Genomic DNA, 13,803 nt, shown 5'->3' with positions numbered 1-13,803 from the left:
AGTCGTCAAAGACGTGGCTCATGATGCCCGTGCCGCGGCACATCGTCATGAACATGCTCTGGAAGCCGATCAGGCCGCGGGCCGGGATGCGGTATTCGAGACGCACGCGGCCCTTGCCGTCGGGAGCCATGTCCTGGAGGTCGCCGCGGCGGCGGCCGAGCTCTTCCATGACGGCGCCCTGGTGCTCTTCCTCAACGTCGACCGTGAGGAGTTCATAGGGCTCCATCTTGACGCCGTCGATTTCCTTCAGAACGACGCGCGGACGCGAAACGGCGAGTTCATAGCCCTCGCGGCGCATGTTTTCAAGAAGAATCGTGAGGTGGAGTTCGCCGCGGCCGGCGATTTCCCAGACCGTTTCGTCCTTGGTCGGACGCATGCGCATGGCGACGTTCGACTTGAGTTCCCTCTCAAGACGCTCGCGGATCTGGCGCGAGGTCACGAACTTGCCTTCGCGGCCGGCGAGCGGCGACGTATTCACCTGGAAGTTCATCGTGAGGGTGGGTTCGTCCACCTTCAGCATCGGAAGCGCCTCAGGATGATCCTTGTCGGTGATGGTCGTGCCGATGTTGAGTTCCTCAATGCCGGTGACGAGGATGATGTCGCCCGCCTGGGCTTCATTCACTTCCTTGCGCTGCAGGCCCTCGAACTCAAGAATCGAATTGATCTTGGCGCGGCGCGGCGTGTCGTCGGGACCATTCATGATCGCGACTTCGGAATTCGGGTAGATGCGGCCGCGGTGGACGCGGCCCACGCCGATCTTGCCCACGTAGCTCGAATAGTCGAGCGAGCAGATCTGAAGCATGAGGGGGCCGTCGGGATTGTCGTCGCGGACCGGGACGTACTTGATGACGGTGTCGAAGACGGCGCGCATGTTGCCGATCTTCTTCAGTTCCTCAACGTCGTCGGTGTAGCCCGCGAAGCCGTTCAAGGCCGAGGCGTAGATGACGGGGAAGTCAAGCTGATCCTCGGTGGCGCCGAGCTTGTCGAAGAGGTCGAAGGTCTGGTTGAGCACCCAGTCCGGACGAGCGCCCGGGCGGTCGATCTTGTTGATGACGACGATGGGCTTCAGACCCTGGGCAAGGGCCTTGCGGGTCACGAAGCGCGTCTGCGGCATCGGGCCCTCGACCGCGTCGACGAGCAGCAGCACGCCGTCGACCATCGAGAGCACGCGCTCGACTTCGCCGCCGAAGTCGGCATGCCCCGGGGTGTCGATGATGTTGATGTGCACGCCTTCGTATTCAACGGCGCAGTTCTTGGCAAGAATCGTAATGCCGCGTTCGCGTTCGATGGCGTTGGAGTCCATCACGCGCTCTTCAACCTGCTGGTTGGCACGGAAGGTGCCCGCGCACTGCAGAAGACGGTCAACCATCGTGGTCTTGCCGTGGTCGACGTGCGCGATGATCGCAATGTTGCGAATAGCTCGAGTCATGGGAGTCTCAGTTTTTTGAAGGAAATTTTGGATCAATGTGCAATAAGTCGTTCGGGCTCGAGCACGCCGCGGTCTGAAACCGCAGCCGTCCCGAGAAGTCCCGTACGGGGGCCGTAGACGCGAACACGCGCAAGGGCCCCGAGGCCGAGCGCAAGGCGCTGGCCGAGCAGGAAGCGGGCTTCATCCTCAGCCGAAAGATCGACACGGGGAAGCTTGGTAATCAAAGTGTCTGCGGGCGAGAGTTTAGCGCGCACCGCTTCCGGCGTCGCGAGCGCCCGCAGATTTTCAAGCGTGAGGGCGCCTTCGAGCGTGAGATGACCCACGCGCGTGCGCCTCAGGGCCGTGAGGTGCGCCCCGCACCCGAGCTTTCTGCCGATGTCTTCGGCGAGAACGCGGATGTAGGTGCCCTTCGAAACGAGGGTCTTCATCGTGAAGGAGGCGCCGTCGAAGTCCGAGACATCAATCTCGAGAATCCTCACGCGCCGGGGCTCGCGCTCGACCGTGCCGCCCTTGCGGGCGATGTGGTAGAGGCAGACGCCGTCCTTCTTGAGAGCCGAATACATGGGAGGAATCTGCTCGATTTCGCCGAGGAAGGAAAGAGCCGCCTCACGGATCATGTCGAGCGTGATGCCCTCCGTCGGGGCGGTTCCCGTCACCTCGCCGTCGGCATCCCCGGTATTCGTCGTGACGCCGAGCTTCACGCGCGCTTCATAGCCCTTCTCGGCATTGAGAAGGTCGGCGGAAAACTTCGTCGCGTCGCCGAAGCAGACGGGAAGAAGCCCCGTCGCCATCGGGTCGAGCGTGCCGGTGTGGCCCGCCTTCTGCGCGTTCGCGAGGCGCCTTGCAATCTGCACGGCCGCGTTCGAGGAGAGTCCTCCGTCCTTGTCGAGAAGGAGCACTGCGCTGATCGGATCGCCCTTTTTCGCCATTCTGAAATCACTCGCTCAAATTAGTCAGGAGGCCCTCAATCAGCCTTCTTCGCCCGAACCGGTCTTTTCGGTCTGGGCAATGGCGCGCTTGATGAGCGCATCCATCTGGAAGCCCCGGACGGTGCTCGTGTCGAGCTCGAAGTGAAGCGTCGGCACCGTATGAATGTGGAGCTTCCTGAAGAGGTGCGTGCGCAGCATCCCTGCGGCGGCGTTGAGCCCTTCGGCCGTTTCCGCCGGGTCGGAGCCGAGCACGGTGAAGTAGACGGTCGCATGCGCGTAGTCGGGCGTCACCTCGCAGCCCGTAAGCGTAACGAGGCCCACGCGCGGGTCGCGCACTTCCTGGGGGATGAGCTGCGCGAGATCACGGGCGATCTGGTCGCCGATGCGCTGCGCGCGGCCGGGTTTGGCGTTCTTCATAAGAAATTCTTTCAGTACTTGAAAATCAGAGGCGCCCGGATCCGCTTTTCCGCTTAAGTTCAGAGGAAAAGCGCTTCCGGGCGTCAATGTCGGGCTCGCCTTCATCGGGATTCCCTTCCGGGGGCTTCTTGAGCGCCCCCGGCGGAGGAATCAGAAGGAAGGATGCCTTTAGAGCGTGCGGGCGACTTCGGTCACCTCGAAGACTTCAAGCTGGTCGCCCGTCTTGATGTCTTCATAGCCCTTGAGCGAGAGGCCGCATTCGTTGCCGGCCTTCACTTCGCGGACGTCGTCCTTGAAGTGCTTCAGGCTCGCGAGCTCGCCCGTCCAGACGACGACGTTGTCGCGGAGCAGACGGACCTGCGCCGTGCGGCGCACGAGGCCTTCGAGCACGCGGCAGCCGGCGATGTTGCCCACCTTCGGCACGCGGATGATCTGACGGATCTCGACCAAGCCGAGCGGCGTCTCGCGGCGTTCGGGCGAGAGCATGCCCGAAAGCGCGGCCTTCACATCGTCCACGGCGTCGTAGATGATGTTGTAGTAGCGGATGTCGACGCCTTCGGTTTCGGCGAGCTTCCTTGCCTGGGCGTCCGCGCGCACGTTGAAGCCGATGATCACGGCCTTCGACGCGGCGGCGAGGTTGACGTCGGATTCCGAGATGCCGCCCACGGCAGCATGCACGACGCTCACGCGAACCTCGTTGTTCGAGAGCTGGGTGAGCGCATGGATGAGCGCTTCCTGAGAGCCCTGAACGTCCGCCTTGATGATGAGGGGAAGTGTCTTCACTTCGCCCTCGCCCACGTCGGCGAAGAGGTTGGCGAGGTTCGTGGCGTGCGCCTTGGCGAGCTTCACGTCGCGGTACTTGCCCTGGCGGAAGAGCGCGATTTCGCGCGCCTTTCTTTCGTCGGCAAGCGAAATCACCTCGTCGCCCGCCTGCGGGACGCCCGAGAGGCCCTGAATCTCAACCGGGATCGAGGGACCGGCGGTGTTCTGCGCCTTGCCGAGCTCGTTGATCATCGCGCGAACGCGGCCGAATTCAGCGCCCACGAGCACCACGTCGCCGCGGTGAAGCGTGCCGGACTGAACGAGGATCGAGGCCACGGGGCCGCGGCCCTTGTCGAGGCGCGATTCAATGACGAGACCCTTGGCGGGACCTTCCTCAGGAGCCTTGAGGTCGAGCATTTCGGCCTGCAGAAGCACGTTTTCGAGGAGTTCGTCGACGCCCTGGCCGGTCTTCGCGGAAACCGGGCAGAAGGGAACGTCGCCGCCGTATTCCTCAGGGATGACGCCCGCGGTGACGAGCTCCTGCTTCACGCGTTCGGGATTGGCTTCGGGCTTGTCGATCTTGTTGATCGCGACGACGAGCGGAACGCCGGCAGCGCGGGCGTGCGAAATCGCTTCCTGCGTCTGGGGCATCACGCCGTCGTCGGCCGCCACCACGAGAATCACGATGTCGGTCGCCTGGGCGCCGCGGGCGCGCATGGCCGTAAAGGCTTCATGGCCCGGGGTGTCGAGGAACGTGATGATGCCGCGCGGCGTCTTCACGTGGTAGGCGCCGATGTGCTGCGTGATGCCGCCCGCTTCGCCGGCAGCAACCTTCGCGCGGCGGATGTAGTCGAGGAGCGACGTCTTGCCGTGGTCGACGTGGCCCATGATGGTGACGACCGGGGGACGGGGCTTCTCGGGATAGTCTTCCTTTTCCTCGATTTCGCCGAGCCAGGCTTCCGGATCGTCCGCCTTGGCGGCGATCGCCTTGTGGCCCATTTCCTCGACGACGAGCATCGCCGTATCCTGGTCGAGCATCTGGTTGATCGTGCACATCTGCCCCATCGTCATGAGGGTCTTGATGACTTCGGTCGCCTTCACGGCCATCTTGTGGGCAAGGTCCGCAACCGAGATCGTCTCGGGCACGGTCACCTCGCGCACCACCGGTTCCTGAGACTGCGGCACGGGGGCGTCCTGACGATGACGGTCCTGGCTCCTGCGGCCGCGGGCCGTGCGCCATCCGCTCGACGAGGATTCCTCCTCCACCGCGCCGCGGGTCTTGAGGCCGCGGCCCTTACGGTCGTTTTCCTGCCAGTCGCCGTTCTGCTGACGACGGGCGCCCTTCTTGTCGCCGTGGGAGCGCTTGTCGCCCGAATTGGCGGGTGCTGCGGCCGGACGCGTCGCATTGTTGCGGCGCGGCTGCTGCGCGGGTTTCTTCTCGTCGCGCGCGGCGGCCTTCTGGGGCTGAGCGGGCTTTTCCTCCGCCTTGGGCTTTTCTTCCTTCGGGGGCTTCTTGGCCGTGAGGACGCCGGCCTTGCGGTTCATCATCTCGCGGATGCGGCGGGCTTCCTCCTCGGCCTTCTTCCTCGCGGCCTCGCGGCGGGCATTGGCGGCGGCTTCCGCCTCCATGCGCGCGGACGTCGCCTGAGCGACCTCAGCCTCGAGCTTCGCCTTTTCGGCTTCGCGGCGGGCAGCCTTGAGAGCGGCCTCGTCGGCAGACTTCTTCGCAGCCTCTTCGCGGGCGCGGGCCTCCTCGGCCGCACGGGCGGCTTCGGCGGCGCGGGCGGCCGCAGCGGCGCGCTCGGCTTCCTCGCGTTCGCGGCGGGCCTTTTCCTCGGCGGCGCGGCGCTCTTCCTCGGCCTTCCGGCGGGCGGCTTCCGCCTCCTGGCGGGCCTTCTCCTCGGCGGCGCGGCGTTCGGCGATCGCACGGGCTTCAGCCTCCATGCGAGCTTCTTCCTCGGCCTGCATCTGGGGGTTCTTCACGAAGACGCGCTTTCTTCTCACCTCGACCTGAATCGTGTGAGCGCGCCCCGAGGCGTCGCTCTGCTTGATCACGCTCTTTTCCTTGCGGGTGAGCGTGATCTTCCTCTGGCTCGACTGCGTGCGCTCGATGCGCAGGCTGTCGAGGAGCCGGCTCTTGTCGGCATCGGAGAGGGTATCGGTTTCATTCGACTTGTCGACGCCGGCTGCGCGCAGCTGCGTAATGAGGGTCTTCGCAGGGACCTTCAGTTCCTGCGCAAATTCCTTAACCGTCATGGTCATATTTTTCTACTCCTTCGAACGCGGCGCTTCTTGGGGCTTCCTGGGGCGGAAAGGGGGAATCCTTCAGGATCGCTTTCGTTTTCCGCCCCGCCGCATTCGCGCGGGATATCGGGTTGTTTCTGGACTGCTCCCGCGGGAGCGTTATTCGGCCTTCTTCGCTTCGGCTTCGCGGGCTTCGCCTTCGCCGAACCAGTGGGCGCGGGCGCCGAGGATGAGGTTCTTGGCGGCTTCCTCTTCAAGCCCCGTCATTTCGACGAGCTCTTCGGTGGCGAGGTCTGCGAGATCGTCAAGCGTTCTCACGCCGTGGCTCACGAGCTTGCTCGCGAGGTCGTTGGTCATGCCGTCGAGCTTGAGCATCTCCGGATCGGCCTTTCTCAAGTTCTCTTCGCGCGTGATGGCGTCGGCAAGCAGCTTGTTGCGGGCGCGGGCGCGGAGCTCCTCGATCGTCTCGCGGTCGAAGGCTTCGATCGAGTAGAGCTCCTTCTCGGGCACGTAGGCGATTTCCTCAACCGAGGAGAAGCCTTCCGAAATGAGCACGTTCGCAGCGGCCTCGTCGATGTCGAGGTTCTTCATGAAGTCCTCGCGGATGCGGGAGACTTCCGCCTCGCGCTTCTCGCTCGCTTCGGTCTGCGTGAGGATGTTGATCTGCCAGCCGGTGAGTTCGGAAGCAAGGCGCACGTTCTGGCCGCCGCGGCCGATCGCAACGGCGAGGTTGTCCTCGTCGACGACGACTTCCATCGTGTGGGTGTCCTCGAGCATCACGATCGAGCGGACCTTGGCGGGTTCGAGCGCGCCGACGACGAACTGCGCGGGGTCGGCATTCCAGACGACGATGTCGATTCTTTCGCCCGAAAGCTCGGCCGTCACAGCATTGACGCGCGAGCCGCGCATGCCGATGCAGGTGCCGATCGGGTCAACGCGCTGGTCGTGCGACGTGACGGCGATCTTGGCGCGGGCGCCCGGATCGCGGGCGGCCGCCTTGATCTCGATGATGCCTTCCTCGATTTCGGGAACCTCGAGCTCAAAGAGCTTCTTGAGGAATTCCGGCGACGTGCGCGAGAGGAAGACGGTCTTTCCCTTCGGCGTCTCGCCCACGTGGTCGACGTAGGCGCGAACGCGGTCGCCCGTGCGCATGTTTTCGCGCGGGATCATCTGATTGCGGGGAAGGCGCGCTTCGAGGCGCTCGATCTCAACGATCGCATCGCCCTTGTCCATGCGCTTGATGAGGCCGTTCACGATCGACTGGTTCTTCGCGAGGAATTCCGAGAGGATCTGTTCGCGTTCTGCGTCGCGCAGGCGCTGCAGGATCACCTGCTTGGCGTCCTGAGCGAAGCGCCGGCCGGCGGAGTCGATGTCCACGTTTTCAATGGGGCGCTCGATGTAGTCGCCCGGCTGAAGATCCGGGAATTCGTCATGAATGTCGGAGAACATTTCCTGACGGTCGGGTTCCTGAAGGCCCTCTTCATCGGGCACGACGAGCCAGCGGCGCACGGCGGTGAATTCGCCCGTGGCGCGGTTGACGCGCACGAGAATGTCGGCATCTTCACCGGGGAAGCGGGCGCGCTTCACGGCGCTCGCGAGCGCAATTTCGAGGACGCCGAAGACGATGTCCTTTTCGACGTTCTTTTCGCGGGCGAGCACGTCGACGAGCTCGAGCATTTCACGGCTGTTCATTTTTTCATTACCCCTTGAAATTGAGTTCCTTAATCAGATGGGCGCGCTCGACGTCGGAGAGCGGGAAGACGACGCGCACGGGCGCGGATTCAACCGTCTTCTTCTTCTTCGCGCGAAGCGCTGCAGCGCGAGGCGTACGGGCCACGTCGACTTCGAAATAATCGAATTCAATCTCTTCGGCGCCCGATTCACCGGAAATGCCGATGATGCGGCCCTCGAGCTTTCTGCGGCCGGCTTCAGGAAAGCCTTCGGCCTTGAGAGGCGCGAAGAGCTCGAGCGCGGCGAGTTCGCCCTCAAAGCGCTTCCAGTCGCGGGCGCGCTTCAGCGGCCGCTCAACGCCGGGCGAAGACACCTCAAGACGATCGTAAGCAATGTCCTCGACCGTGAAGAGGTGCGTAAGCTGATCGCTCACGCGCTCGCAGTCCTCAAGCGAAATTCCGCCCTCGGCGGTCGTGTCGATCGTCACGCGAACCAGGCCGCGCGCGAGACGCTCGCAGTCGACGAACTCGTACCCGAGTCCTTCAACCGTCTTTTCCACAAGGGCGCTCAGCGCTCCGGAGGATGAATTCATTGATTGACAAATCCTTCAAACATGCGAAAAGGGCCCCCCGAGACCCCGGAGTCATCCTCCGGAATCAGGGCGCCGCGTTCCGCTGAAATCAAAAAAAAATGGGCATCCCTGCCCATTTCTCTCTCCATGCAGTCCCTCAGCCCGGAGTCGTCTGATGCAACTCTCTCCCGAAGCGGACCAGCAGGCGGCAGACGCAGTAGAAAATCCTTCCGCTCAGATCATGAGCGGCGCGCTGCCAGAATGCGACGTCTCAGAGCAAACTGGAAAAAAGGCCCGCAGGGGCGGTTTCTCGCTGCCCGCAGACAAAGAAAGGCGCCTGGGGGCATTCGGTCTCCGGCCTTCCCAAGAGGAAAGCGGCTCTGACCGGCTCTGAAGAATGGGCCTGATTTTAGGAGAATCGCGGCGGCCGCGCAAGCGCTGAGAGAAGCAAATTTGCGTCTTTGCTCTCCCGGAGAGCGTGTTTTCTCCGGGAGAGTTCAGGTGCGATTCTCAAAACGCTTCCGTCAGAGACGGCCGCCTCTCGGACCGCGGGAGCCTCTCGCCGCACCGATGCCGCGGGGAACGCGCTGCGAGCGTTCGGTGCGCTCGTTGCGCTCAGTGCGATCGGACCGCTCGCCGCGATCCGCGCGCTTGGCGCCTTGAGAGTCGCCATCCTTCCAGCCCTTCTGATAGGCGCGCTGCGTGGGCCGCGCCGACATGTCGCGCCCGCCCTTGAAAGGCACGCCCGTACGGTCGGAAGCGCCTTCCGGGCGCCTTCTCTTCGGGGCTTCCTCGGCTTCGCGCTCTTCCCTTTCCATGCGTTCGCGCCAGCGGATGCGCGCGGCGGCCTTCTCAGCCTTCACCTGCGCGGCCTTCTCGGCCTGTGCTTCCGGCGTCGACTGCTTGTCGAGGCGATCGAGCTCAGCAATCCAGCGCTTCACGTCTGCGGGCTCGAGCTCCTTCATCTTTCCGCGAAGGAGCCCCGAGGGGAGCTCCACGGCGCCGTAGCGCACGCGGATCAGGCGCGATACCGTGAGATTCACCGCTTCAAAGAGACGGCGCACCTCGCGGTTTCTGCCCTCGCGAATCGTGACGGTGTACCAGTGGTTGAGGCCCTTGCCGCCCTCGTCGTTGAGCGTGAGGAACTTCGCCGGACCGTCCTCGAGCTCGATGCCGGTGAGAAGCTTCTGCTCGTCCTCAACGGGAAGTTCGCCCACCGTGCGCACGGCATACTCGCGCTCCATTTCGTAGCGCGGATGCATGAGGCGGTTGGCGAGCGCCCCGGAAGTCGTGAAGATGAGGAGACCCTCGGTATTGAAGTCAAGGCGCCCCACTGCAATCCAGCGTCCGCCCGGAACGCGCGGAAGGTGATCGAAGACGCTCGGACGACCTTCCGGGTCGTCGCGGGAGACGATCTCGCCGGCGGGCTTATGGTAGAGAAGCACGCGCGGCGCTTCGCCCGGCTCCTGAGCCGGACGGCGCACGAGGCGGCCTTCGACGCGGATGACGTCAAGCGCGCCCACGCGGTCGCCGAGCTTCGCGGGCGACCCGTTCACGGTGACGACGCCCGACTCAATCAGGCGCTCCATCTCGCGGCGCGACCCCCAGCCCGCATCGGCGAGCGCCTTCTGAAGCTTTTCAGTGAGGGCATTCGCCTCAAACCCCGCTTCCGCCGGCAATTCCTCAGCCGCCGCGTCCGGACGCGGACGCATCGGACGGGGCTTCTTCATGGGCGCGCGGAAGGGCGTGCGCTTCTTCATCTGCGGGCCCTGCGGGCGATTCCCGCGACCCTTCGTTTCGTTCCTGGTCAAAATTAAGTTCCTCCTGCAGCTGCATCGAGCCGATACCGGGCGATTCCTGCGCCTCCGGGTTTTCGTCGCCGAGCTCAAATTCCTCGGACGGCGCTTCCTTCAGATTGGGCAGCTCTGCCAGGCTTTTGAGACCCAGATCATTCAAAAATTTCTTCGTTGTTCCAAGGAGCGCCGGTCGTCCCGGCGTCTCCCGCCAGCCCACGGTCTCGATCCATCCGCGGTCCTCAAACTGCTTGAGAAGCTGCGCGGTGAGGGTGACGCCGCGGATTTCCTCGATGTCGCCTCTCGTCACCGGCTGCCGGTAGGCAATGATGGCAAGCGTTTCCATCGCGGCGCGGGAGTAGCGGGCCGGGCGCTCCTCCTCGAGGCGCGCGAGCCAGGTCATGGCTCCCGGCGCCGTGCGGAAGCGCCAGCCGCCGTCCGCGAGCTCCTCGAGCCTCATGCCGCGGTCTTCCCAGAAGCGCTGGAGCGCCTCGAGCTCCTGACGGATCGTCTTCGCGGACGGCCCGTCATTGAAAAGACGCCTCATCTCCCGGATGGTCAGGGGCTTTCTGGACGTGAGAAGCGCCGCCTCGAGAATGGTTTGAGAGGTGAAGTCGGCCATATGACCCGATGAGGAGCCTGCTGTCGGCTCTCTCCCCGAAAACGAAGAACAAATTCGATTCTAGATCGAAAAAGCAAAAAAAATCCCGGACTTTTGTTTGTCCAGGATATCGGTCATCTGTCTTGTGGCGGAAGGGGTGGGATTCGAACCCACGATACGGTATAACCGTATACCGGATTTCGAGTCCGGCGCATTCGACCTCTCTGCCACCCTTCCGCGTCAAGAGAGAGGACGCATATTACAGAGCTTTTCGGAAAAAAGCAAATTTCCATAAAGAAAATCCCGCCGCTCGCGAAGAGTTGGCGGGATTTTCTTCAGATTGAAGCGAACTTCAGGGAATTACTTCGCAGCCGGAACGATCTTTTCCTTGCCGTTCATGTAGGGGCGAAGCACCGTCGGGATCGTGACGGAGCCGTCGGCGTTCTGATAGTTCTCGAGAACAGCAACGAGGGTGCGGCCGACCGCAAGGCCCGAACCGTTCAGGGTATGAACGTAGCGCGTGCGGCCGTTTTCGTCCTTGAAGCGGGCGCCCATGCGGCGGGCCTGGAAGTCCTCGCAGTTGCTGCAGGAGCTGATTTCGCGGTAGGTGTTCTGCGCCGGGATCCAGACTTCAAGGTCGTAGGTCTTGCAGGAACCGAAGCCGATGTCGCCCGTCGAGAGCGCCATCACGCGGTACGGAAGCTCGAGCTTCTGCAGAATGGCTTCAGCGTCGTTCGTGAGCTTCTCGAGTTCGTCGTAGGAGCCTTCCGGACGGACGATCTTCACCATTTCGACCTTGTCGAACTGGTGCTGGCGGATCATGCCGCGGGTGTCGCGGCCGTAGGCGCCGGCTTCGGAACGGAAGCAGGGCGTGTGGGCCGTGAGGTAGATGGGGAGGTCCTTGGCCTTAAGAATCTGGCCCGCAACCGAGTTGGTGAGGGTCACTTCCGCGGTCGGAACGAGATACATCTGTTCCATGTCGGAGTAGGCGCCGCCCTTCTTCGCAGCGAAGAGGTCCTCTTCGAACTTCGGCAGCTGGCCCGTGCCCGTCATCGTGGTCGCCGTGACGATGTAGGGGGTGTAGCACTCGGTATAGCCCTGTTCGCGCGTGTGGACGTCGAGCATGAACTGAGCGAGCGCGCGGTGCAGATGCGCCACTTCGCCCTTCATGAAGCAGAAGCGGGCGCCGGAGAGCTTCGCGGCGGTGTCGAAGTCAAGACCGAGGGGAGCGCCCACATCGACGTGATCCTTGATCTCGAAGTCGAACTGGCGCGGCGTGCCCCAGCGGCGGACTTCAACGTTTTCCGTCTCGTCCTTGCCGATCGGCGTCGTGGGCGAGGGGAGGTTCGGGACGCGAAGCATCAGATCATGAAGCTTCGTGCGCGTTTCCTCGAGTTCGTCCTCGAGCTCGGCGAGCTGAGCGGGGATTTCAGCAGCACGGGCGAGAAGCTCGGTCGCGTCCTCGCCAGCCTTCTTCTTCATGCCGATGTCCTTCGAGAGGGCATTGCGCGCAGCCTGAAGCTCTTCGGTCTTCTGCTGCACGTTCTTGCGGCGGTCTTCGAGCTCAGTGAAGGCCTCCACGGGAAAATCGAAATTGCGCGTCTTCAGGCGAGCCACCACTTCCGGAAGGTTCTTCCTGAGCATCGTCACATCGAGCATGTTTATTTGTCCTTGGATATTGACATGAATGACGCAAAGTCCAGCTTCTCTCGTCTGATCCGGAAAAGCGGATTCTGCATCCATAAAAAATCGGTCCACCCTCTTCCGGGCATCCGGGCATTCGGCATGCCGAATGCGCGAGCCGGGGCTTCTGAGGGAAGAAACTATTATTTTCGCGGTTTCCGCCGCCCTATGCAAATGAACTAGCCTTGTCCGCGCTTTCTGCCGCGGCCTTCAGCGCGCGCTTTTTCGTTGAGCACCTGAAGGCCCTTAAGCTTTTCAGCAATTCTTGCCTCGGTTCCGCGGTCCGTCGGCACGTACCAGCGCTTCCCCTCGAGCCCCTCGGGCAGATAAATTTCGCCTGCAGCAAAGGCCCCGGGCTCATCGTGCGCGTAGCGGTAGCCTTCCTTGTAGCCCAGGTCCTTCATGAGCTTGGTGGGCGCATTCCGAAGGTGCATGGGAACCGGGCGAGTGCCGTCCTTTCTGATGAAGTCTCTCAGCTCATTCATTGCCGTGTAGACGGCGTTGCTCTTCGGAGCGCAGGCGAGATAAACCGCCGCCTGGGCGAGCGCAAGCTCGCCCTCGGGGCTTCCCAGGCGCTCGAAGATTTCCGCCGCCTCAAGCGCGACGGTCGCCGCCCTCGGATCCGCGAGTCCGATATCCTCCACGGCCATCCGCATCAGACGCCTTGCGATGTAGCGGGGGTCGCACCCGCCGTCGATCATGCGCATCATCCAGTAGAGCGCCGCATCCGGGTCGGAGCCGCGCACGGATTTATGCATGGCGCTGATCTGGTCGTAGAAGTTGTCTCCGCCCTTGTCGAAGCGCCTCAAGGTTGCGGGCGTCGTTTTTCTGAGAAACGAAGCATCAATCTGCGCGATTTTGCGCTCGCGCGCCATGGTGCAGGAGACATCGAGCGCATTGAGGCAGCGCCGCGCATCGCCGTCGGCGAGCGTGATGAGAATCTCCCGGGCTTCAGGCGTGAGCTCGAGCTCTGCAAACTCGCGCTTCATCGCGCGGTCAATGAGTTCGCCGGTTTCTGCTGGCGTCAGGCTTTCGAGCTGGTAGACGGTCGAACGCGACAAAAGCGCGCTCACCACCTCAAAGGACGGATTCTCGGTCGTTGCGCCTACAAAGATGAAGAGCCCGGACTCCACGTGCGGGAGGAACGCATCCTGCTGACTCTTGCTGAAGCGGTGCACTTCGTCGACAAAGACCACCGTCGGCTTTCCGGTTGCCGACATGGTGCGCTTCGCCTCATCTACCGCGTCTCGAATGTCCTTGACGCCCCCGAGAACGGCGGAAATGGCAATGAAGGGCAGATCAAAGGCATCTGCCATCAGACGCGCAATCGTGGTTTTGCCGACGCCGGGCGGCCCCCAGAGAATCATGGAGTGCGGGCGGCGGTTTTCAAAGGCCACGCGCAGGGGCGCCCCGGGCCCGAGGAGCTTCTTTTGTCCAATCACCTCATCGAGCGTATGCGGACGAAGCCGCTCCGCAAGAGGCTGCAGCATGGGCTTCACCGGCTGACCCGGATTTCGTGCTGAGCGGCGGGGCTCATCAACTGCATCACTGCCGAAAAGCGTGTCCTCAGGCATAGCGTCAGGAAACCTCTCTGATGAAGAAGAAAAATGGAAAAAGGATTGTACCGAGCGAACAGACAGCACAGACGACAAAAGCCCCTGCTGACATCAAATCAACAGGGGCTTCGTTTATAGGGAGCCTGG

The 13,803-nt window shown here is 63.0% G+C and carries 10 protein-coding genes and 1 tRNA gene; all 11 read right to left on the bottom strand.

Features of this window, described 5'->3' with window-relative positions:
• The coding region (locus Q0106_RS05075; protein WP_297609756.1) for a GTP-binding protein at window positions 1-1,429 on the bottom strand (1,429 nt) is incomplete at its 3' end.
• A 32-nt stretch (window positions 1,430-1,461) separates the two neighbouring features.
• The gene (gene truB / locus Q0106_RS05070) at window positions 1,462-2,358 is read right to left on the bottom strand and encodes a tRNA pseudouridine(55) synthase TruB (RefSeq protein ID WP_297609753.1); all 897 of its coding nucleotides are present in this window, start codon (window positions 2,356-2,358) and stop codon (window positions 1,462-1,464) included.
• A 39-nt stretch (window positions 2,359-2,397) separates the two neighbouring features.
• On the bottom strand, window positions 2,398-2,775 hold the full coding sequence (rbfA, locus tag Q0106_RS05065; protein ID WP_297609750.1) for a 30S ribosome-binding factor RbfA: 378 nt from the start codon (window positions 2,773-2,775) through the stop codon (window positions 2,398-2,400).
• Window positions 2,776-2,943: 168 nt separating this feature from the next.
• Window positions 2,944-5,799 (bottom strand): translation initiation factor IF-2, encoded by a 2,856-nt coding sequence (gene infB, locus Q0106_RS05060; RefSeq protein ID WP_297609747.1) that lies wholly within the window; start codon window positions 5,797-5,799, stop codon window positions 2,944-2,946.
• Between the two features lie 141 nt (window positions 5,800-5,940).
• Window positions 5,941-7,473 carry a transcription termination factor NusA gene (gene nusA, locus Q0106_RS05055; protein ID WP_297609744.1) on the bottom strand — a complete coding sequence of 511 codons (1,533 nt, stop codon included), beginning with the start codon at window positions 7,471-7,473 and terminating at the stop codon, window positions 5,941-5,943.
• Between the two features lie 7 nt (window positions 7,474-7,480).
• Window positions 7,481-8,044 carry a ribosome maturation factor RimP gene (rimP, locus tag Q0106_RS05050; protein ID WP_152159200.1) on the bottom strand — a complete coding sequence of 188 codons (564 nt, stop codon included), beginning with the start codon at window positions 8,042-8,044 and terminating at the stop codon, window positions 7,481-7,483.
• Window positions 8,045-8,547: 503 nt separating this feature from the next.
• Entirely contained in the window at window positions 8,548-9,783 is a 1,236-nt protein-coding gene (gene rluB / locus Q0106_RS11875) for a 23S rRNA pseudouridine(2605) synthase RluB (protein WP_366139481.1), read from the bottom strand.
• Window positions 9,707-10,438 (bottom strand): SMC-Scp complex subunit ScpB, encoded by a 732-nt coding sequence (gene scpB, locus Q0106_RS05040; RefSeq protein WP_297609739.1) that lies wholly within the window; start codon window positions 10,436-10,438, stop codon window positions 9,707-9,709. The genes rluB and scpB overlap by 77 nt, the downstream gene beginning before the upstream one ends.
• 125 nt (window positions 10,439-10,563) lie before the next feature.
• A tRNA-Ser gene (locus Q0106_RS05035) sits at window positions 10,564-10,654 on the bottom strand.
• A gap of 123 nt (window positions 10,655-10,777) precedes the next feature.
• Window positions 10,778-12,076: a serine--tRNA ligase gene (gene serS / locus Q0106_RS05030; protein ID WP_152159133.1), complete on the bottom strand. Its 1,299-nt coding sequence runs from the start codon at window positions 12,074-12,076 to the stop codon at window positions 10,778-10,780.
• Between the two features lie 203 nt (window positions 12,077-12,279).
• On the bottom strand, window positions 12,280-13,590 hold the full coding sequence (locus tag Q0106_RS05025; RefSeq protein WP_297609759.1) for a replication-associated recombination protein A: 1,311 nt from the start codon (window positions 13,588-13,590) through the stop codon (window positions 12,280-12,282).
• Window positions 13,591-13,803 lie beyond the last annotated feature (213 nt).

Source organism: uncultured Sutterella sp., from assembly GCF_937923675.1.
Taxonomy (GTDB): domain Bacteria; phylum Pseudomonadota; class Gammaproteobacteria; order Burkholderiales; family Burkholderiaceae_F; genus Sutterella.
Note: the sequence above shows the minus strand (reverse complement) of the source record. Positions and strands in the feature narration are given on the sequence as shown.